This is a genomic window from Paenibacillus xinjiangensis (genome assembly GCF_059686975.1).
In genome coordinates, this window is record NZ_JCAALS010000014.1 from 26,162 (window position 1) to 46,863 (window position 20,702).

Genomic DNA, 20,702 nt, shown 5'->3' on the forward strand with positions numbered 1-20,702 from the left:
ATACCCTGTACTTAACAAGGGAAATGAATCCAAGTTTTGCTTTACCTCATGGAACTACGACAATGTAGGTGCGGTTATCATTAGTGCCAACAAGAATCCGGAAGAGACAATCAAGACACTGGATTACTTGTTCGGTGAAGAAGGAGCAATTCTCAAAAACTTCGGTATCGAAGGGGAAACTTACACGCTTGTGGACGGAGAACCTATTTACACCGACATCATCTTGAAAAATCCGGACAACCTTCCGATTGGTCAGGCAATGGCGAAGAACTTTATTGCTAATTACTCATGGCCAGGACTCGATGACGATCGTTACAACGAGCAGTATTATGCATTTGATGAGCAGAAGAAGGCGCTTGAAGTATATAGCAAATATGCGAACAACAGGCTATCAGGGAACCGGTTATGGTAAGGGGGAGTAGGACAATGAAACGTTCCGCATCGGATTATTAATGTAACCCGTGACAAATGGAACTATGGTCCTTATCTCGTAGAGAAAGCTGTTGACGCATTGATTGAACAGGTGGCTCTGTCACAGAAATAAAGTTGAATAGAGTATAGTAAAGTCCCGGTGTATCACCGGGGCTTTACTATACTCTTCACAATCTTCTTTTAAGAGATTGTATAAACGATTTTGTCGAGAATGTGTATTGATGATAGACGATATCGTGGGGTAAAATCAATTCATAATTATGATAATGATTATCATTATTGTGGTATAATAGATGAGACATAGGAGTGAATGGGGTCATGGCTTGGAGAGGGTTTTTAAAGACGGGATGGGTTTCCCTAATAGTAGCAGTAGTGATATTAACAGGTTGCGGAGCAGGCAGTAACACAAATGATGGGACTGCTGAGGAGCAATCTACGCCGACAAGCAGCTCGAATACAGTGGCGAATGCAGAAACAGCTCAAGAGAACACTAGAGTGGTTACGGATCAATTCGGTGAGGTGACTATTCCTGTCAATCCGAAGAGGATATCCGCTCTTTATCGGGAGGACTTTCTGGTAGCGCTAGGTGTAACCCCTATTGTGCAATACTATAATCCGATGTGGGGGAAGCAGGATTATCTGGAGCTTAATGTCCCACTATTCGATATAACAGGGAGTGTCGAGGGCTTGCTGGCGGCAGAACCAGATTTGATAATTGCAGCAGGTGAGGAACCGGCTCAGTACGATCTGTATAAAAAGGTAGCACCCACCTATGTACTGTCCAATGAAGTGTTGGCGGATTCTCGCCAAACGCTATCCGTAATAGCTGATCTTCTCGGCATCGAGGATAAAGGGGCTCAGGTGCTTCAGGAATATGATAATCGAATTGCTCAGGTCAAGTCAGAGCTGAAGGCAGCAGTAGGGGACGAGAAGGTCGTCGTATTGCGAATGAATGTTGTGGACAAGTCCATTAATATATTCGGTATTAGCAATGTGTTTATTGGCCAGATTCTGTATAAGGATCTTGAGCTCAAGGCCCCTACTTATGTAGAGGATATGACAGAGGGGAATATTGTGTTGTCGCTGGAAGTCATTCCGGAGCTTGATGCAGATCATATTATTCTGCTTCCGTCGAATGGGTCATGGGAAGATGAGGAGAATGCCGCAGCATTAGAAGAAATGCTGGCTAATCCACTCTGGAAATCAGTCTCGGCAGTTAAGCAGGGACATGTCTATCCAGTAGAGCGTTCTTACTGGCAGACAGGTGCCATCACGGCCAATTACAAAAAAATGGATGATCTTCTCCAGCTTCTTGCTCCATAGCAAACTTTATTAAGACAACAGCCTTCTATAACGTTCACACCAATAGAGCAGCTTCTTCAACTTAGGTTGAAGGGCAGCTCTATTGGTTTTAGATTTTACATGCATAGGGGAGGGAGTGGTTATACAATGGAACATCAGGATACCCATCTAGTATCACAAGCGCCCTCGGCCTTTTATAGGCTGCATTCCATTCAGCTCATTCAAACCCTGCAGCAGCTCGTTCAGCCGGAGCAGAGCAAAGACTGTTTCACATTGATCATTGTTATGAGAGGCACAGGACGTATTGTCATTAACGAGGAGGATAAGCTGCTTGGACTGGGAAAATGCTGGATTATGATGCCCGGGACAACCATGTCTCTAGAGTCGGATCATCATGGTTGTGCTTATTATCAGCTGTCATTCTCATTAGGCTCAGGTCAGGAGAATAGCGTTGCTTGGAGTCTAATTCCGACAAAGCCTGATCTATCCTGTACTCCGTTCACTAAAGTGCTGGAGCTGCTGGAGGACATGTATAGATACCGTCATGCCGAGGAGGAGCTGCTGGTATTTCAGCGGTATGTTCGCTTCCAAGAGCTGTTGCTGCTATTATTCACCCAGAATGCAGACGATTCAGCGGATAGTAAGGGTGCTGGTTCCAATGATAAGCGAGGCTTGGAGCAATCCATTCGGCATATTGAACAGCATTACCGAGAGGTGCTTACAGTGGAGGAGCTTGCTGCCATCGCGGGCATCGATCGTTGGAAGTATACCCGACTATTCAAGGAAGCTACTGGGCTGGTACCGCTTCAGTATGTGAATGATATGCGAATCATTCAGGCCAAAAAATGGCTGCTCGGAGGCGAGGATAAGCTCTCAGAGATAGCACAGCATATAGGCTTCACGAATGAATATTATTTCAACCGACGTTTCAAGCAGTCAGTCGGGATCTCACCTGGACAATATCGGAGCAGTCATAAGGAACAGCTGAGAGTGGTTGCACCCTATCTTGAGGATTTCATGGTCGCACTGGATATGAGACCTGTCGCACAGTATTCACATGCCAAATGGGGCAAGCAGGATTATTTGGCGCTGCATGATATACCGACCTTCGATGGGATGAGAGGTGACTTCAAGGTTTTTTCCAGCTATAAGCCGGATTTGATTATGCTTCGTGACCACTATCATAACAATCAATACTCGCAATGCCGCCGTATATGCAGCACTTGCATTCTACCTGAGCTTAGCGATAACTGGCGGACCTTGCTGCGCACGGTGGGAGATTATTTTGGACGTTCAGAGCGTGCGGAAGAGGTTATTGCTGTCTATGAGGAAAAAGCGAGCTCGGCCCGTCAGAAGCTGAGCCGTTCCATGAATGGGGAGACGGTCGCCTTTTTGCGTATTTCAGCTGATTGTATTCATCAATATACGCATGCGGGCAGGGGATTCGCTACAGCGGTCTTATACGATGATCTTGGCCTAAGTCCTTGTTCCAAGGGAGAGGTAAGTGCTGAGGCAGCTCAAGAGAGAATGACTCGGTTGACACTAGAGGAGCTGTCTACTCTGCCAGCAGACCATCTGTTTATCACATTTGATAAATGGCATAGCCAAGCTGAGGGAATGGAAAGAAGTGTCCTGCAGCATTCAATCTGGCGTACATTGCCAGCTGTGCGGAATAACCATGCCTACGAAGTCGACTTTTTGACATGGATGAATGACGGAGTTATTTCTAATGGGAAGAAAATAGATGATATTTTGCAGGTATTGGCCTAAACTGTGAGCGGGTTAGTCTCGAACGGTAGCTCCGGCGTGCTGGATGGCGCTCTCCTGTGATGTGTGGCCTGTTCATAATCATAAGCGTAGGCAAGCAGCTCCGCTTCTGTATATGGAAGACCTAGTATGGAGATTCCTGCCGGAAGCCCGCTGGACGTGAAGCCTGCTGGTACAGTAACTACCGGAAGACCAAGTCCTGAGGCAAATCCAGACCAAGTGTCATTGCTGTAGTTAGCAGCTACTGGAATGCGGGATGCTGTTAACGTGTCGGTAGCATATACGATGGCATCCAGCTTCAGGTCGGAGAACATCCTCGTCAGCTTGGCTATGCTAGCCAGCTTGGTTGCTTCTGTTGCCTCGATAACCGCAGGCTGATCTTGATACAACAGCCATTCCTTTGACTCCATAATTTCCAAGATGGCTTGCCCATCAGCAATATAATCATCCAGCGTGAGATTGTCGGCAGGCTCAGCTAAGGCAGCAAGACCTTCAGGCCAAGTTGCCTTGGTCTCTTCAAGCCAGTGGTCTACATAGCTCTTCATTCCTTGCCAGCCATACCCTTGCATAGCGTTCAGATCCTCTTCTTTGATCATAATGACGGTCGCTCCCCGAGTCTCGAGCACAGCCTTGGCTTGATCGATAAGCGCTAGAACCTCATTGCGCTCTGCAGCTTGATTGGCATATCGATGCTCAGGATCATCGGATTGATCAATGAAACCGAGCGTCTTGCCTTGAAGCGCGGTATCGCTTAGCAGGCTTGTGAAGGAGTTGATCGTCTTGCCCTCCAGTGCCTTCGTATAAGGGTCCTTCGAGTCATAGCCGGCAGCCACATCGAGCAGAATTGCAGCATCTTGTACACGAAGTGTCATGGGCCCAACGGTGTCGAGCGGACCTATCTGCGGTGTAACACCAGCCATACTGATGAGGCCATGAGTAGGGCGAACACCGACGAGGGATTGATGTGTACTCGGGTTGCGAATCGAACCATAGGTGTCAGATCCGAAGCCAGCGGCTGCCAGGCTTGCTGCAATCGCAGCACCTGTCCCGCCGCTTGAACCGCTGGAGGTACGCGTCTGGTCATAAGGGTTTCTTACTTCCCCTCGGATGCTGCTAACGGAGTCGTTCCCTGACCATGCGAATTCGGACATATTGGACTTAGCGAGAATGACAGCACCTGCTTCACGCAGCTTCATAACGATGGTTGCATCAGATTCTGCTTGATAATCCGCGAATGCCAGAGATCCATTCGTTGTTGGCATATCCGCTGTTGCGTAATTGTCTTTGACGATTATTGGAATCCCATGCAGCGGGCCGCGAAGCTTCCCAGCAGCGCGTTCTTCATCGAGCCTCTCAGCCTCATTCAGAGCATGCTGATTCACGGTAATGATAGCATGAAGCCCTGGCTCGGTTCCGTATGCATGGTCATAGGCGTCGATTCGCGCAATATATGCCGACACAAGCGCATAGGAGGTTGCATCTCCGCTCTGAAGCAGAGCGAGCGCCCCGGACAGTCCTAGCTCAACGACACGGAGATGGGGGGGAGCTTGACCTATATTCGTTGTATTCACCTCATTACTGCTGCAGGCAGTCAACTTTACGCGGAGTGCAATAAGCAGGATATTTTTGTTATTTTAGGACACATCGTCAATGATTACAATGCATTTTTGTGTGGAGGCGGCCTTTTTTTTGTGCAAAAATATTACTTGATCTCATACGGATCAATCATCGTAGATAAAACAAATTTTAAATATTCCTTTACAGGAATATTCCAATAATGGTATATTGGTTTCAACAAAAGGAAATACGAACATGAAGCAATTAAATGAAATGAATGGATGAGTTGCGTATGGATGCTAACGTTATGAGTGCCTTGGCTGAGCCTAACCGGCTGCAGATCGTTGAGCTATTGCGAGAGAGTCCGCTAACGGTTGGGGAGATTGCTGAAAGGCTCCAGTTACGTCAGCCTCAAGCATCTAAGCATTTGCGAGTCCTGAATGAGGCTGGCATTGTAGAGGTGCAGGCGGTTGCTAACCGACGCATATGTAAGCTGCGTCCTGATCCTTTCAAGGAGCTGGACACTTGGTTGGAATCGTATCGGCGTCTGTGGGAGGAACGGTACGATCGCTTGGATGATTATTTGCAGGAGCTTCAGAGCAAAGAAACGCAGGAATAAGAGTAGCAGCAGGTAGTAGACAGTGTGATCATGCAACCAAATTGAGGAGGATGTAATGATGAATAATTCTAATCTGACTAATCAATTGGTAACCCGTGTTGAAGGCAGCACCCTTGTATTGGAGCGTTATTTCCAGGCGCCGCGCGAGCTTGTGTTTAAGGCTTTTTCGGAGGCAGAGCATTTGAAGCATTGGTGGGGTCCTAAGGGCTGGACTCTTCCTGTCTGTCATGTTGATTTCCGCCTCGGCGGGATTTGGCACTATTGCATGAAATGCGAGGACAAGAATCAAGGCGATTTCTACGGCATGGAGTCGTGGGGCAAGGCGCTATATCGGGATATTACGGTGCCAGAGCAAATCAAGTATACGGATTGGTTCTCGGATGCCGAAGGCAATGTTGCAGACGATATGCCGGAGACACTGGTCACGCTTGACTTCATTGATGAGGCAGGGAAGACGAAGCTGGTGAACACTGGGGTATACACATCGGCTGAAGCGCTGCAGACAGTGATTGATATGGGAATGATACCGGGGATAACGCAAACCTTCGATAACCTGGATGTTCATCTGGAGAATATTCAGAAGAGCAGCTAAGGAGAAGCGGGAGCCGCTGCTTACTTATACATGGATCTCTACAAGGCCGACAGTCCTCGTTTTCTCGAGTGACTATCGGTCTTATTTATATTCTATGCATAATAGGAGATGATCCAATAGATGAGAGTATGGGTGGGATTTCCTTTTTTTGGACATACTAAGGGTTAGCGTCTATTCGTTCTAGAGAGGTGGATTTCTATATGCTTCATTCTCCCGCAGCGTCATCCTCTGAGGGGTCAAGGTGGCTGAGTATAGCTATCCCATTCAAGGACAATCGCCCATTACATATAATGATGGCTATATTTGTAGTGGCTTGGTTCGCACTTGCGATTGCTCCTGCTGATCGAAGAGATTGGCTTGTGGAGAACATCGTGCTGCTGCTGTTCGTGACCTTGCTTGCCATTGTGTATCGACGATATAAGCTTAATAATCTCTCTTATGCACTCATTACTATGTTTTGTTTGTTACATATGATCGGTGCCCACTATGCCTATCAGAATACGCCACTGGACATGGTGGTGAAGCACCTCTTCGATACGAAGAGAAGTGTATATGACTGGGTCGTGCATGGGGCCTTCGGCCTCTTGCTTGCCTATCCAATAAGGGAGTTCATAGCAAGGCTGATGAAGCTGAACAGCCTGCCTCTGCATCTGGTGACCTTCCTCATCATAATGACATCCAGCGCTTTATTCGAAATAGCAGAGATGGGTGTCATATTCGTCAGTGATCCTAAGCTTGCTGCGATGTACCTTGGGTACCAAGGAGATGATCTGGATACACAAAAGGATATGCTGATGACCTTAATCGGTGCCCTCCTATCGGTGGGGTTCATGCTATTGAAGAACCGAGGGAAACAGAAGCGCCATGCAGATGCTCCTTAGCCCGATGATAGGCGTTGAATCTTATAGCCGATTCCTCGAACAGTCGCTATGTATCGGTGTGAGCTTGTATCATCCTCGATTTTTCGCCTCAGGTTGTGAATATGCACCATAACGGTTCGCATGTCACTCCAGCCGTCAATTCCCCATATATGCTCATATAATTGCTCGACGCTAAACACCTGACCTGGATGGCTGGATAGATAATGGTTGGCAGTAACGAATGATCCGGCTTCATTTGAAAGGAGGTGAAAACAAGGGTACCAATGATTCCAAGCTTGAAGCAAACAGGGAAATCAGGCATTTTTAAGATTCGAGAACGTATTGAAACTGAATGAGCAATTATGAGTCGTTACAGTTTCTGCAGGTAAGTAGTCCTTATCCTTCTTTGCTTACATTGCGATACAACACGAACAAGTCGGCGTATACGCCGGCTTGTTTGTGTTGTATACAGAGTCTTGATTCCATCGCAGCAGCGCTTTTTATATGTGCTCGAATGGACAGCCATCTAAAATTACTGCACCAAAAGGTACCAACAAAGTATACCCCAGGCAATTGTATAATCAATTTGGGTCAATTATGTAAACGTTTACAAATCGGGAGAAGAAAGGGAGCGACACAATGAATCTCATAACCAAGCGCAAATGGGGAACAAAAATGCTATCCGTGATGCTTGCTGGGGTACTTGCCTCAAGTATCACCGCAAGTGCCATTCCGCCGGTGCAGGCGGCAGCGGGCATCGTATTTAAAACACAGCAAGGAGGCGTATTTGATGGCATGCCGTTGTTCGACGGCAATCCGGAGCATTTGGATGCGTATGTGGATACTTATTTTTCCTATACAGGATTGGAGGGTCCTGCGGTTTATGTGACGGGCTCGCGCAACCACTATACGCTGACGCAAGGGCCGAACGCAGGTAAGAAAATCCCAGGCGCATTGGCGGCAGCAGATAATGTGCAGGGTGTTTCTACAGACTTTCCCGCACTGGTGGGGATGGGACAAACCTGGAACAAAGAGCTGCTTGCTGATATCGGTGAGGTGATGGGGAATGAGAAAATCAGCTTGCTGAAGGTGAAGCAGGGAGAATCCAACATCCATGGAGGCGCCAATGCCTCAGCGACCGTGGCGTTCACAGTAGTCAGCGATATGAGAATTAATCCGTTAAGCGGGAGATTCGATGAAGGCTACTCTGAAGACCCTTATATGGCAGGCACCTTGATCGATAAGATGGCATCAGGCCTTAGCGGGATTGACCAGTCGGTAAGCGATGACGGGTTCTGGATGCGTGCGGCCGTGGGAACTAAGCATTATTCCGTATACAATGCGCAGTGGTTCCGGGAGTCCGCAAGCAACAGCGCTGGCGCAAGGTCCATGTTCGAATATCAGACAAGGAGCCCGCTCAAAGGCTTCGAATCTGGCTCCTTAGCTGGGGTTATGACTTCGTTCGGACGGACCAACGGGATTCCGAACATATTATCTCCTTTGCAGCTCCATGCGAATGACTTCTCCAAATATGGGGCTTACAGCTCTCCTGACTTTAACGGAGATGCCCATGTCTCTAATACAGGCAGTCTCAGCAACGGCTATGATACGAGCTATGCTGTCGATCGTACACATGCAACAGTCTTGATGGCGCTTGCCGAGGCTAACGCGGGGCGGCCATCAGGCACGACACCTGCTGATGTGCCTGATCTGGTTGCACTTGTGAACAAAGGGGAGTATGGCATTACTGCTGAGGATCTCATTACGGCTGCAAGGCCGCATGTGAACCAGATGGTTCGAGTGGGGATATTCAATGAGGTAGACGCGAACGGCATTCCTTTATATTATCCGTTTGCTCAGGATGCGAAGGATGTTCGTACGGTGACAGCAGCGACCTACAGCGTTCCGGAGCATCAGGAGGTTGCGCTGCAAGCCGCACAGGAGAGCATTGTTTTGTTGAAGAATGATGGTGTCCTGCCGCTGGACAAAAATAAAAATGCAGCTGTATCCGGCGTGTATGCTGATGCCAGATTCAAAACCACTTATTCGGTAGGGACTACGCCTGTTCTTCCGGAATCAGGGATATCACCACTACTGGCGCTGATTAACGCCAATGGCGCCGATCATGTAACATATGATTCAGCAGGGAAGGTCATTGCTCTGACTGCAATGAGCAATAATCAGACGGTTACGGCAAGTGTATATGAAGAAGGGGCACAGCTGGTTACAACAGAGGAGCCGCTGAATACGGAGGATTCCTCGCAGTTGTTCCAAGTATTCGATTGGGGACAAGAGGGCTACAGCCTGTTGTCGCTGGGCAATAATCGCTGGGTTACATCGCCGAATAGCAATAGCGCAGCGGTAGGCAATACCGATGGCACGAGATTAAATCTAACGAACAACGATTGGGATCTAGCAGCGATGCTGGGCAACACGAGCGCTATACCTCCAAGGCTCCGCATTGAAGCTAATGCAGACCAGTCCTTATCCCTGATTGCTAACGGCTACAGAAGCGGCTTCTCCGGTGACTTTACGAACTGGTATTATTCCAATGGCCGGTTCGTTGCTACAGGTGAGGATGGCAAGCTGAAGACAGCAGCAGCTACACTTGGTCATGCAGCGGGTGCTGCTAATCGAGGCACAGATGTGAAATTCAAGGAAACAGTAGTGAAGGACGTTGGTCAGGATACCGTGGCTAGAGCAGCGACAGCTGACTATGCCGTCGTATTCGTCGGTGCTATTCCTCGTCATAGCGCGGGCGAAGGCAATGACCGCTCCAGCTTGTATATGGGTGATGCTGATTACGAGCTTGTAGACAAAGTATCTGCTGCCTTTGCCGCTCAAGGCAAAAAGACGATCGTTGTGGTCAAGAGCAGCTTCCCAGTAGGCTTGGAAGAGATTCAGAACAACCCGAATGTATCAGCGATCGTCTATCAGCCCTATGGAGGTCAATATGATTCCCACGCGCTGGCACAGGTTCTATATGGCGACTATGCGCCAACTGGCCGTCTGACTTCCACTTGGTATGCGGACATGTCTGCATTCCCGGCAATCAATAAATATGTTATTCCAGAAGGCAATAAGACGGCATCACTGGCTACTATTGATCCGCGGTTTACACTGGATATGACGAACGCCGATCCGATTGAGTCCAAGCTGATTTATATGTATACGGATGCTCCGATTACGTATCCATTTGGCTTCGGTCTCTCTTACAGCAGCTTCTCCTATAGTGATTTGACAGCGCCTGCGAGTGCAAGCGGGCAAGAGCCCTTCAACGTCTCGGTGAAGGTGAAGAATGAGGGGAATGTTGCTACATCAGAGGTTGTTCAGCTCTACATTCGGAATAATCAATCTGGCTATGGAGCAGCTGCTCCGAAGCAGCAGCTGGTCGGATTTGAGAAGATCGCATTGGCAGCCGGCGAGAGCAGAACCGTTACCCTGTCGGTGGATGCGAATGATTTCGGTATATGGGATGTTAATAAAGGCAGCTTCATTGTAGAAGATGGCTCTTATACATTGATGGTGGGCTCCTCATCCGAGGATATTCACGGTGAGAAGACCATCCGAATTGTAGGTGACGCTATCGCTGGGCTGGAGCTCAGCAGTCCATTCAATGTGTTCGATCATGCATTCACCTCACATGAGGTGATCTATCATGAGGTGTCCAAAGAGCGTACTGCACAAAATCTGAAAGCGAAAAAGGTTGTGGGCGGCTATTATGCGGTCAGATCGAAGCAGAATGGCTCCTATGCGGCAATACCGAGTGTGAATCTGACAGGTGCAACAGCTGTGAAGGCATCGGTTGCTTCTGATGCGGCAGGCGGAATTATTACGCTGCACGCGGATTCTCCAAGCAGTGCGCCTATTGCCATGATCGAGGTTCCAACCACGCAGCCTAGATCCTATACGATCGCCAATGCAGCGGTTCCTGTTACGGAGCTTGGCTATGTAGAGGTCGAAGCGGATTTAAGCAACACGAGTCTGAAGGGCAAGCATAATCTGTATGTCGTCTTCAAGGCAGCTGATCTGCGTATCGACAGCTTGGCGTTCACGGTTTCTGGAGGAGGAAGCACGCCTGGTGGAGGCAGCTCTAATCCGGGTACGCCTAGCACGGATACCCCAGCTGTAACAGTAACAGCAGCGAGCGCAGCTGATCTAGCTAAGGTGAATAACATCAAGGCTGTGGGAGTTGCAGGAGTAGGTGCTCCTGTGGGGATCACGGTCAATAAACGCAGCGGCGCTTATGCTCCAGCAACGATTACGATGAACACGGAAGCGGGCAGCAAGATTACCGCACTGGCTCTAGTAGCTGCGGATGGCACATTGACGCCAGTACCTAGTCACATTACAACAGATGCCAGCGGCAAGACGGTTATTCAAGCACTCGTGTCCTTGAGCGGCACTTACGTGGCTGTCACCTCGGAGCGGGCATTCACCGACGTAGCACCACGTGCATGGTATGCGGATGAGGTTGCCAAGGCGAACAGCCTACTCTTAATCAATGGCACGACTTCGACTAAGATGGAGCCGAATGCTCCTACTACGAAGGCACAGACGCTTATGGTTGCGCTTAATGTTCTTGGCATAGCTCCAGACAAGAAGGAAGCGGATGCCAAATGGTATGATTCCGTCGTCAGAGCAGCCAGTCAGCATGAGCTGGTAAGCTATTCGGAGCTTTCCGTTGACACGCCAATGTCCCGTGAGGGCATGGCTGCGGTGCTCGCCAACGCTCTTCGTTATGCGGGCGTAGACATGGAGCTGAGCGAAGGGGAAATAAGCGAGCTCTTGAAGGACTTCTCAGATGCGAAGAGCATCTCTGAAGAGAACCGTACAGCTATGGCGATTGCGATCAAATACGGGATTTTCCAAGGAAACCCGGCACAGCAATTGCTGCCTTCCAGCACCATAACGCGTGCGGAGCTGGCTGCTGTAGCCCTTCGAACCTATAGTGTTATCGTAGATACGATTTCTTAAGAAGAGGAAGAAGAAAATAGCCTGCACCTCGTGAGAGGGGCAGGCTATTTCTGCTGCGGACATCAGCTTTTGCGGAACTCCTCCGGCGTGAGGCCAGACATTTTCTTGAATACCCGGAAGAAATATTTGGGGTTGTCATAGCCTAACTGCTTCGCGATTTTGTACACTTTATCATCCGTACCTTTTAACAGTAATTTGGCTTGCTCGATACGCAGCTGGTTAATATAATCGGTGAAATTGTGCGACGTCTTTTCCTTGAATAGAAAGCTTAGATAGCTGGGATTGAGATAAAAGAGAGAGGATACCTTCTCCAAAGTTAAATCCTTCGTATAGTTTTTGTGAATATAGGTTTTGATATTATCGATGACATTGTCTGATGAATAGGATGAGCTTCCCTGCAAAAGATCGGACGTGCTCATCAAGACCGTCAGCATGTATTGCCGGATAGAATCCAGATCGAAGGAAATGTTCAGCACAGACTCCAGGCTTGAGGAGGGTGCTCCGTCGGCTTGCGTTTGCAAGTATACAGACAGCATTTTTTTGACCTCTTGTATGATGGTCCGACATTGCTCCTTGAGCTGCCCGAGTGAGACGGCAGGCTGGCGGATATAGAAGGCGAAGAAATCCAGAACAAGGTCTTTTACCCTCACGGTTTGTCCAGACTCGACTAGAAACAGCAGCTCATCCGTGCTTTCCCACAGCAGCACATCGGGAGCTTCGCTATGCTTATTGTACAAGTAACAGCGGCCGAAATCGGCAATCGAACGTTGATCTAGCGCAGCAATCGTCTCATGGTGAGCTTGGCGCAGCATGCTGAAATCATGGAAGACGGTACTGATACCGACGCAGCCCTTGCTGTCTTTTCTCATGCTGACGGTATCGATGAACAGCTCTGCCGCTTGTCTGGCGTGCGCTAGACATGCATCCTCCGACTCGACAGCCGAATAGGACAGCAGGATGAAGGCAAGCTGATCGCTCTGGGAATGGGGAATATAGACATAATCTTGATGCTCCCCGAGTAATTCCTGTACGATAGGATCAGGCATATACAGCGTTAGCAGAATGTGTGAGGAAGCGGTAAGCACAACCTTCAGACGAGCCGATTGGAAGGCGGGCAGCTTGTCTCTTTGGTGGATGCCGATAATGAGATGGAGCAGGGATTGAATATCAGCATGGTAGCTGATGTGCTCCGTTTCGGCAGCTTTCAAGACGACTTCCTGCTTGACGCTTCGGTCCTTCTCAATGGCCTCAATCGCTTGCTCTAGCGTACGATGAATCTCCTCGCGGCTGAACGGCTTGAGCAAATAGCTGACGACCTTGGCTGATATCGCTTCTTTCATGTAGTCGAAGTCGGAATGTCCGCTAATGACAATTATTTTTTTGTCGGGATACTGCTGATGAACGATTCTCATCAATGATTTGCCATCCATCTCGGGCATACGCATATCCGTGAATATGATATCCGGATCAAGCTCTTGGATTAAGTTGAGCGCGTCTGCACCATTGTCTGCTTCCCCAGCGAAAGCAAGCTCAAGGCTGAAGGAATGTATTTTTTTGAGCAGCCCCTGTCGAATTAAGGGCTCATCATCTACGATAATGAATGAATACATCGGGTTGTCACCTCTTCTCCCAATTGGATGGGACTGCAACTATGATGGTTGTGCCTATATGGTGCTCGCTCTCGAAGGTGACTCCGTCGTTCAGCCCGTAGTAAAGTGCAAGCCTGGAATGAACATTCTTGATGCCAATGCTTTGCCTTGAGCGTTGACCAATCGACGAGAATTCGGGTGGAAGGGACAGCAGCTGCTTCAGCTCGGCTACTTGGTCCTGAGACATGCCGATCCCGTCGTCACTAATTTCGAAGAAGACCATCTCCCCTCGCTGGTAGCCTTTGAGCGTAATAGTCCCTTTGCTGCGTTTGTTCTCAAGGCCATGATAAATGGCGTTCTCGACAAGCGGCTGAAGAAGGAGCTTGAGCATTCTGGTATGCAGGACTGGCTGCTCGATCTCTTTCTTGAAGGTGATTTTGTCGCCATATCGGATTTGCTGGATAGCCATGTAATTATCGACATGCTGAATTTCCTCCGCAGCCATAACAAGCTCGCTGTCAGTCTTAATGCTATACCTGAACATATCACCCAGAGCCTTCGTCATGACAACAATACTCTCAACCTCCTCGATCTCAGCGATACTATTAATCGATTCTAGTGTGTTGTACAGAAAGTGCGAGTTAATCTGCGCCTCAAGTGCTTTCATCTGGGCGTCCATCGTAAGAATGCGGTTCTGGTAGCTCTCGCGAATATGGGTATCGATATCTCGCATCATTTTGCTGAATTCATGGTAGAGAATGCCGATTTCATCGACTCTTTTCTTATCCGTCTCAATGGTGACGAAGCGCTGTGACTTGCTCTTGCGCATCATCTTCGTTAGCTGGATGATCGGCTTCGTGATGAGATTGGATAAGAAGAGTGATAGGAATAGAAAAATGATGGCACAGCTGGCTGACACATAAATGATTAGCTTCTGTGAAATACCGTATTGCTCATAGATTTTGGCAACGGATATATTGGCAATGACCTTCCAATTATTGCTGGGGACAGCTTGAATGATCGTTAAGCTGGCAGCATCGGTGAACTGCTGCATCGAGCCGACCATATCATGCGACTTGCGCAGCAGCTCCTCCGGCAGAGCTTCACCGATATGCTGGTTCGTGCTTGCGTACATAATTTTCCCAGCCTCGTTAGCCAAATAAATGTTCGATATGCTCGGCGCGGGATCGCGGTTCAAGCCTGCGAAGATATCCATGCTGCAATCAAGCATGAATACGCCGAGAAATTCATTGGTATTGGGATCGTACAGCGACCTTGAGAACCCGATTGATGGTTTGGCATTGATAATATATGGCTTGGTGTCTACCTCTCCAATGTACAGCTCACCCTTGCTGGCAACCGTCTGTGTATACCACTCGTCTGCAAACGGGATATAATCGACTTGCAGGTCTGTTCCATTGCCATAGCTAATATATTTGCCATCCGGAGTGAATAGATAAATGCCATTAATGTAATTATAACCCAGTAAAATATTCTCGAAGATTAGCTTCAATTTGGCGCGCGTTATAAAAATTTCATATTGATCTTCGGTATTTCTAAGCTTTCTCAGCTCATCACTAACGGTATTGTAAGCGGTTGCGGTCGAAGATTGCTGAAGCACAGTAATGGAGATGCGATCGATATTCTGCAATATTTCCTCGATGCTTTTGACTGAGTTGTTAATGGTGGTTAAGGCGACAAGGGAGGTCTGCTCATTGACGAGCTTCGTGTAGCTGCGATAGGAGCTTACGGTTACGACAATAATAGGCACAATGGAGACAAGGACAAGCACTAGAAACAATTTAGTTTTGATATTAAAAAAGAGCATACACGTATCCTCCTAGTTTGTCTAACCTAAAAATAGTGCACCAAATGAGCCAAAGCAATTATACTGTTTCTCACATTATTATAAAAGTGTGCTCAAGGCAATAGCGTTTCTTGAAATCGCAGGAGCGAGCAATCCTGCTCACAAAACGATGAAAACGGGGGAAATGCACATGAAATCTGTAAAAACAATGGGGCTTGCAATGGTAGTGCTGTGTATGGTTCTGCTTAGTGCTTGCGGCTCCAATAACGGTGCTTCTAATGCGACGACTACACCAGCAGCCAATGCAGGCACTAATGCGGAGGGCAGCACCAATACCGGAACAGATGAATTAGAGCCTATTACACTGACGATGATGATGTCCGGCAACAAAGCTTCCGAGGGCGAGGATTTCGAGCTGGAGACACTGCCGCGTCTGGTGAAGGAGAAGTTCCCGAACATTACGCTGGAAGTACAGAAGCTTCCTGATGATCAATACAATACATCGGTTCGCACGAAGCTCGCAGCTGGGCAAGGACCGGATATTTTCTGGATCTTCCCGAAAAATGCAGCAGGCGGCGTGATCGACTTCGCCAAAGCAGGCTTTGCAGCAGATTTGTCTGATCTAGCATTCTGGGACAATATCGGCACCGGAGCGAAGGAAGATATGTCTTACGAGGGTAAGCCTTACGGGGTAGCAGAGGGTCTTGATTACCTGGGCGTGTATTACAACAAAGAGATGCTGGAGCAAGTAGGCGTAACTGAATTCCCGCAGGACTGGGCTTCCTTCCTTGAGCTGTGCCAGAAGCTGAAGGATGCAGGCATCACACCAATCGTGCTCGGCGACAAAGATCCGTGGGTGATCCAATTCGGTATGTACCCCATTGCAGCCAACGTTGTTTATCCGGATGAAATGGACTTTGACGTGAAGGTTCAGAATGGTGAGAAATCGCTGAATGATCCGAAGTGGGTACAGACCATCTCCATGTACAAAGAGCTGTATGACAAAGGCTATGTTGTTAAAAATTCGCTTGGTGTAGGCAGCGCGCAGGCTTCCCAATTGTTTATTGACGGCAAAGCAGCTATGACCTTCACTGGCACATGGGACTATGCTTCCATGACCTCCCAAGGTGCGGCTGAATTTACTCGCGGCTTCGCTTCACTTCCAGGCAATGAGGCAGGCAAGCCAACCTTTGTATCTGCGGCAACGGCTGCAGGCTATGCCCTGAATGCGAAGTCGAAAAATCTGGATGCGGCTAAGCAGATTCTGAACTACCTGTTCGATGGCGAATCCGATCTGTTCCAGGCATTCGTTGCTTCCAACAGCTCAATCAGCGTGTACAAGGATGTGCCTCTGACCAATGATCTCTTCAAAGCCGTGAACGAGAATTATCAGACGAACGGCAACTCGGTATACTTCAGCAATCAGATGTGGCCTGCTGGTGTTTCGGATGTCATGCAATCCAAGTTCGCTGAGATTATTGGCGGTCAGAAAACAACACCAGAGGATGTTGCCAAAGCGATGGATGAGAAGTTCAAAGAGCTGTGGGCAAGTAAATAAAGAAAGAAGCATGAGATAAGTAGAGCAGTAGCGGGGGGGAGACAACCGTCTTCCCTACCGGTACGAGGTTAGCTGGAGAGGATGGAGCAACATGAATTCGACCGTTATGAAAAAATCAATGTACTATTTTGCAATACCAGCGCTCATTTTTTATTTGATTTTTTGGATTTTTCCGATTCTACGCTTGTTTCAATATAGCATTACGGATTACAACGGCTTCTCTCAAGCCTATAACTATATCGGATTGGACAATTACAAAGCTCTCTGGAACGGTGATACATTAGGGATTTCCGTCAAAAATACATTGATCTATACGTTAGTTACGGTCGTGCTGGGCAACATCATTGGTCTCGCGCTTGCCCTGCTCCTGAACATGAAAATTAGAGGGAAAGGGATTTACCGCTCCTTGGCTTATATTCCGACCTTATTCAGTGCCATCGTTGTCGGATTCATCTGGAGCTACGTCTATATGCCGGATTACGGCATGATCTCAACCTTCCTTGATAAATTGGGAATCAACGATGACAACATCAATTTCTTAGGCAGCTATTCCACTGCTTTGTATGCCATTATTTTTGTAGAGATATGGAAAAACATAGGAACCACGATGATTATATTTCTTGCGGGTCTGCAGACGGTACCGAATGATCTGCTCGAGGCGGGGAAGATGGATGGCTGCGGCCCATGGAGACTCCTGCAGCATGTCAAGCTGCCGCTGCTCGCAACTGCCATTACGATTAACGTAACACTTAGCCTCATTAATGGGTTGAAAGCATTCGATTTCCCATTCATTATGACCAATGGAGGTCCAGGTACCTCTACCAATACGTTAATCTATTCGATCTACAAGATGGCGTTCACAGAGCAGCTATTCGGTAAAGCATCAGCGCTTGGCGTCATTTCCTTCGCTCTAATTATCGTACTCACAGCAGCCTTCGTTATCCGCATGAACAAACGGGAGGTGTCGGCATGACCATCGGCTCTTTAACCAAAAAGACACTGATCCAGCTTGGTGTTATTATCGTTATGGCTGTCAATTTGATTCCGCTCATTATTGCATTGTCCACTTCACTGCGAGATCCGAAGAACAATGCGAATCCGCTTAATCTATTCAGCGAAATTTCCTTGGCCAGCTATCGAACCGCCTTCGAGCGTATGCACTTCACGGACGCCCTTATGAACAGCATTATTCTTACCGGCATTTCTGTTATATTCGTCGTCCTGCTTGCTGCTATGGCAGCGTATCCGATGGCAAGGCTTAGAACGAAGTGGAGCAAGTTTTTGTATCTGTTCTTCCTCTCGGGGTTAGTTGTACCTTCTCAAATGGTGCTTATTCCGATCGTACAAATGATTAATTCCCTGCATATCCCGACTTCGCAGTATACGCCTATTCTCATGTTCATTACATGCAGTCTACCGTTTTCTACGTTTCTGTACACGGGCTTTATTAGAAGCGGAGTGCCTGAAGAAGTGGAGGAGGCAGCACATATTGATGGAGCAGGTCTGTTCCGCCGCTTCTGGCTGGTCGTATTCCCACTGCTCATTCCGGTAACCGTCTCTGTCGTGATTACACAAGGCGTATGGATATGGAATGATTACTTCTTCAATATGATCTTTATTTCCAGAGCAGCTGATTCTCCATTGCCGCTTGCTATGCTGGGCTTCCTCGGTGATCAGCAGAATCCAACTCAGTGGAATGTCCTGTTCGCAGCTTGCTTCTTATGTGCGCTGCCGCTGCTTATCGCCTTCTTATTCTTGCAGAAATACTTTGTTGGGGGCATGACAGTAGGTGCTGTCAAAGGCTGATCAAGCGTACAATGACTACATTGAAACAGGAGACTATGCGATGACAACCAAACGAACGAATCAATCATTCGTGGAGCTGGCGGAGACGCTGATTCCACCTTTATATGAGGCACAAGTGTATCCTGCTCATATCATCGACGTGAAGGAAGATCCAGATGCTTTTCAGGGCTGGAGAACGGAACGCATCGGGACTATAGAAGAGTTCACTAATCGAGTGTTAAGCAAAGGCGACAGCATTACACTTGATTTCGGTGATCATCATGTAGGCTATCTCACCATGTCGATCAAGAATGTGAATAGTAATGCCGATGCGCCGCTTCGATTGAAGCTCATCTTCGGGGAGATGCCTTGCGAGATTGGGGAGGACTTCGACCACTATGAGGGCTGGCTGAGCCGCTCATGGCTGCAGGATGAGATTGTGAATATCGACGTGCTGCCGGGAACCATTACCTTGCCACGACGCTACACCTTCCGTTATTTGAAAATAGTCGTATTAGCGACTTCACAGCGCTATAGCATTTCCTTCCCGGATCTGTATTGCACAACGGTAACCTCCGGTGATGTCACCAAGGTAGAGCCGCTGCCGGCTCACCTATCGGAAGAGCTAAGAGAGATGGACCGTATTGCAATTAAGACGCTGCAGGATTGTATGCACACGGTGTTCGAGGACGGGCCGAAGCGGGATCGAAGACTATGGATCGGTGATCTTAGGCTTCAGGCGTTAGCGAATTACGAGACCTTCAATAGTAATGATCTCGTGAAGAGATGCTTGTATCTCTTCGGCGGGATGCTGCTAGAGGAGGGTCAGGTTGGCGGCTGTTTATACGAGAAGCCTGCTCCATTCGTGGATGATATCTATTTATATGATTACGCACTCTTCTTCGTTGCGACCGTCTATGACTATTATGAAGCAACCAAGGATCGCGATACGCTGGAACAGCTATGGCCGATTGCGCTGGAGCAGCTCCACATTGGCTTGCGAAGGCTGGACGAGAGGGGAATAGTCAAGGATGACGATACGTGGTATTGCTTCCTCGACTGGCATGATGAGCTGAATAAGCAGGCAGGTGCTCAGGCGGTGTTGATCTATTGCCTCAGGAGAGGCTTGGCTCTTGCTTCGACACTGGAAGATAAGGAGGCACATGCTGTCATTTTTTCGGCGATCCAGCAGGTTAGCGAGGCGGCCATTGCACATTTGTGGGATTCAGAGCAAGGCTACTTCGTAAGCGGCGCTAATGCCCAGGTATCCTGGGCCTCGCAAATCTGGATGGTGCTGGCCGAGGTGCTGGATGCCGAGCAAAGTGCAGCCTTGCTTGACCGGCTATACGAGCAGCCCCCGGCAATCTCGATGTCAACGCCATATCTGTATCACCACTTCATCGAGGCGCTGCTCTTGTGCGGGAAGAAGGAGCAGGCGCTTACGCAGATGCGGGCTTATTGGGGCGAGATGATCAAGGATGGAGCAGATACATTCTGGGAGCTGTACAATCCGGCTGATAAGAAGCTGTCTCCATACGGCAGTAATCTAATCAACAGCTACTGTCATGCATGGAGCTGCACGCCAACATATTTTATACGCAAATATTTTGTGGAATAGCCTTATATATCGCCATGAATATCGATATATAAGGTGGTGCAGCGATAACCTCGTCCTATTTGGGCGAGGTTTTTTGGTGATTCAGCTGGAAATCGTGAATATGATTCACAATGTTATTCGAAGGGAAGGGGATATCTGTGCCGAATAAGATTTGGGAAGGCTTAATGATTTTGTGAATAGAGCCTAAGTTGACGGCTGTGTCAAAATAGAGCTTTTCGAGCTTCGATATCTCGGCTTGA

The 20,702-nt window shown here is 48.2% G+C and carries 15 protein-coding genes; 11 read left to right on the forward strand and 4 right to left on the reverse strand.

The genetic code is table 11. The features are described 5' to 3' along the window. The first annotated feature begins 127 nt into the window (after window positions 1-127). From AC6ESP_RS15210 to AC6ESP_RS15220, 3 genes are all read left to right on the forward strand, one after another. The gene (locus tag AC6ESP_RS15210; protein WP_497097572.1) at window positions 128-412 is read left to right on the forward strand and encodes a hypothetical protein; all 285 of its coding nucleotides are present in this window, start codon (window positions 128-130) and stop codon (window positions 410-412) included. Window positions 413-750: 338 nt separating this feature from the next. Further along, window positions 751-1,755, forward strand: a complete 1,005-nt coding sequence (locus AC6ESP_RS15215; protein ID WP_497097573.1) for an ABC transporter substrate-binding protein — start codon at window positions 751-753, stop codon at window positions 1,753-1,755. Window positions 1,756-1,881: 126 nt separating this feature from the next. Next, window positions 1,882-3,504 (forward strand): helix-turn-helix domain-containing protein, encoded by a 1,623-nt coding sequence (locus AC6ESP_RS15220; RefSeq protein WP_497097574.1) that lies wholly within the window; start codon window positions 1,882-1,884, stop codon window positions 3,502-3,504. On the opposite strand, the gene AC6ESP_RS15225 is transcribed toward AC6ESP_RS15220, so the two are convergent. Then, complete coding sequence (locus tag AC6ESP_RS15225; RefSeq protein ID WP_497097575.1) at window positions 3,501-5,072, reverse strand: amidase family protein; 1,572 nt, start codon at window positions 5,070-5,072, stop codon at window positions 3,501-3,503. The two genes, AC6ESP_RS15220 and AC6ESP_RS15225, sit on opposite strands and share 4 nt — an antisense overlap. 263 nt (window positions 5,073-5,335) lie before the next feature. Between AC6ESP_RS15225 and AC6ESP_RS15230 the strand changes: the two genes are divergently transcribed. The 3 genes from AC6ESP_RS15230 to AC6ESP_RS15240 all read left to right on the forward strand — a co-directional run bounded on the left by AC6ESP_RS15230 (window position 5,336) and on the right by AC6ESP_RS15240 (window position 7,150). Further along, window positions 5,336-5,677, forward strand: coding sequence for an ArsR/SmtB family transcription factor (locus AC6ESP_RS15230; RefSeq protein ID WP_497097576.1), 342 nt, complete (start codon window positions 5,336-5,338; stop codon window positions 5,675-5,677). A 58-nt stretch (window positions 5,678-5,735) separates the two neighbouring features. Next, the gene (locus tag AC6ESP_RS15235; RefSeq protein WP_497097577.1) at window positions 5,736-6,269 is read left to right on the forward strand and encodes an SRPBCC domain-containing protein; all 534 of its coding nucleotides are present in this window, start codon (window positions 5,736-5,738) and stop codon (window positions 6,267-6,269) included. Window positions 6,270-6,562: 293 nt separating this feature from the next. Further along, entirely contained in the window at window positions 6,563-7,150 is a 588-nt protein-coding gene (locus AC6ESP_RS15240) for a DUF2238 domain-containing protein (RefSeq protein ID WP_497097578.1), read from the forward strand. Here AC6ESP_RS15240 and AC6ESP_RS15245 read toward each other — a convergent pair. Further along, a complete protein-coding gene (locus tag AC6ESP_RS15245; protein ID WP_497097579.1) occupies window positions 7,147-7,434 on the reverse strand; it encodes a winged helix-turn-helix domain-containing protein in 288 nt (95 codons plus the stop codon). The two genes, AC6ESP_RS15240 and AC6ESP_RS15245, sit on opposite strands and share 4 nt — an antisense overlap. 334 nt (window positions 7,435-7,768) lie before the next feature. Here AC6ESP_RS15245 and AC6ESP_RS15250 point away from each other — a divergent pair, with 334 nt between their 5' ends. Then, window positions 7,769-12,106, forward strand: a complete 4,338-nt coding sequence (locus AC6ESP_RS15250) for a glycoside hydrolase family 3 C-terminal domain-containing protein (RefSeq protein ID WP_497097580.1) — start codon at window positions 7,769-7,771, stop codon at window positions 12,104-12,106. A 62-nt stretch (window positions 12,107-12,168) separates the two neighbouring features. Here the strand turns inward: AC6ESP_RS15250 and AC6ESP_RS15255 are convergent, their stop codons facing one another. Both AC6ESP_RS15255 and AC6ESP_RS15260 read right to left on the reverse strand, forming a co-directional pair. Further along, window positions 12,169-13,716, reverse strand: coding sequence for a response regulator transcription factor (locus AC6ESP_RS15255; RefSeq protein WP_497097581.1), 1,548 nt, complete (start codon window positions 13,714-13,716; stop codon window positions 12,169-12,171). Window positions 13,717-13,723: 7 nt separating this feature from the next. Beyond that, a complete protein-coding gene (locus AC6ESP_RS15260) occupies window positions 13,724-15,523 on the reverse strand; it encodes a cache domain-containing sensor histidine kinase (RefSeq protein ID WP_497097582.1) in 1,800 nt (599 codons plus the stop codon). A gap of 169 nt (window positions 15,524-15,692) precedes the next feature. Between AC6ESP_RS15260 and AC6ESP_RS15265 the strand changes: the two genes are divergently transcribed. From AC6ESP_RS15265 to AC6ESP_RS15280, 4 genes are all read left to right on the forward strand, one after another. Beyond that, window positions 15,693-17,060 (forward strand): ABC transporter substrate-binding protein, encoded by a 1,368-nt coding sequence (locus AC6ESP_RS15265; RefSeq protein ID WP_497097583.1) that lies wholly within the window; start codon window positions 15,693-15,695, stop codon window positions 17,058-17,060. 106 nt (window positions 17,061-17,166) lie between these two features. Then, window positions 17,167-18,033, forward strand: a complete 867-nt coding sequence (locus AC6ESP_RS15270; RefSeq protein WP_497097584.1) for a carbohydrate ABC transporter permease — start codon at window positions 17,167-17,169, stop codon at window positions 18,031-18,033. Then, window positions 18,030-18,866, forward strand: coding sequence for a carbohydrate ABC transporter permease (locus AC6ESP_RS15275; protein ID WP_497097585.1), 837 nt, complete (start codon window positions 18,030-18,032; stop codon window positions 18,864-18,866). The genes AC6ESP_RS15270 and AC6ESP_RS15275 overlap by 4 nt, the downstream gene beginning before the upstream one ends. 40 nt (window positions 18,867-18,906) lie before the next feature. Beyond that, the gene (locus tag AC6ESP_RS15280; RefSeq protein ID WP_497097586.1) at window positions 18,907-20,463 is read left to right on the forward strand and encodes an alpha-L-rhamnosidase-related protein; all 1,557 of its coding nucleotides are present in this window, start codon (window positions 18,907-18,909) and stop codon (window positions 20,461-20,463) included. Window positions 20,464-20,702 lie beyond the last annotated feature (239 nt).

What these genes read in the sequence shown, in the direction of transcription:
- AC6ESP_RS15255 (WP_497097581.1), bottom strand. Translation starts at nt 13,716, where the DNA reads ATGTATTCATTCATTATCGTAGATGATGAGCCCTTAATTCGACAGGGG.
- AC6ESP_RS15265 (WP_497097583.1), top strand. Translation starts at nt 15,693, where the DNA reads ATGAAATCTGTAAAAACAATGGGGCTTGCAATGGTAGTGCTGTGTATG.
- AC6ESP_RS15275 (WP_497097585.1), top strand. Translation starts at nt 18,030, where the DNA reads ATGACCATCGGCTCTTTAACCAAAAAGACACTGATCCAGCTTGGTGTT.
- AC6ESP_RS15260 (WP_497097582.1), bottom strand. Translation starts at nt 15,523, where the DNA reads ATGCTCTTTTTTAATATCAAAACTAAATTGTTTCTAGTGCTTGTCCTT.
- AC6ESP_RS15240 (WP_497097578.1), top strand. Translation starts at nt 6,563, where the DNA reads ATGGCTATATTTGTAGTGGCTTGGTTCGCACTTGCGATTGCTCCTGCT.
- AC6ESP_RS15270 (WP_497097584.1), top strand. Translation starts at nt 17,167, where the DNA reads ATGAAAAAATCAATGTACTATTTTGCAATACCAGCGCTCATTTTTTAT.
- AC6ESP_RS15215 (WP_497097573.1), top strand. Translation starts at nt 751, where the DNA reads ATGGCTTGGAGAGGGTTTTTAAAGACGGGATGGGTTTCCCTAATAGTA.
- AC6ESP_RS15250 (WP_497097580.1), top strand. Translation starts at nt 7,769, where the DNA reads ATGAATCTCATAACCAAGCGCAAATGGGGAACAAAAATGCTATCCGTG.
- AC6ESP_RS15235 (WP_497097577.1), top strand. Translation starts at nt 5,736, where the DNA reads ATGAATAATTCTAATCTGACTAATCAATTGGTAACCCGTGTTGAAGGC.
- AC6ESP_RS15220 (WP_497097574.1), top strand. Translation starts at nt 1,882, where the DNA reads ATGGAACATCAGGATACCCATCTAGTATCACAAGCGCCCTCGGCCTTT.
- AC6ESP_RS15230 (WP_497097576.1), top strand. Translation starts at nt 5,336, where the DNA reads ATGGATGAGTTGCGTATGGATGCTAACGTTATGAGTGCCTTGGCTGAG.
- AC6ESP_RS15280 (WP_497097586.1), top strand. Translation starts at nt 18,907, where the DNA reads ATGACAACCAAACGAACGAATCAATCATTCGTGGAGCTGGCGGAGACG.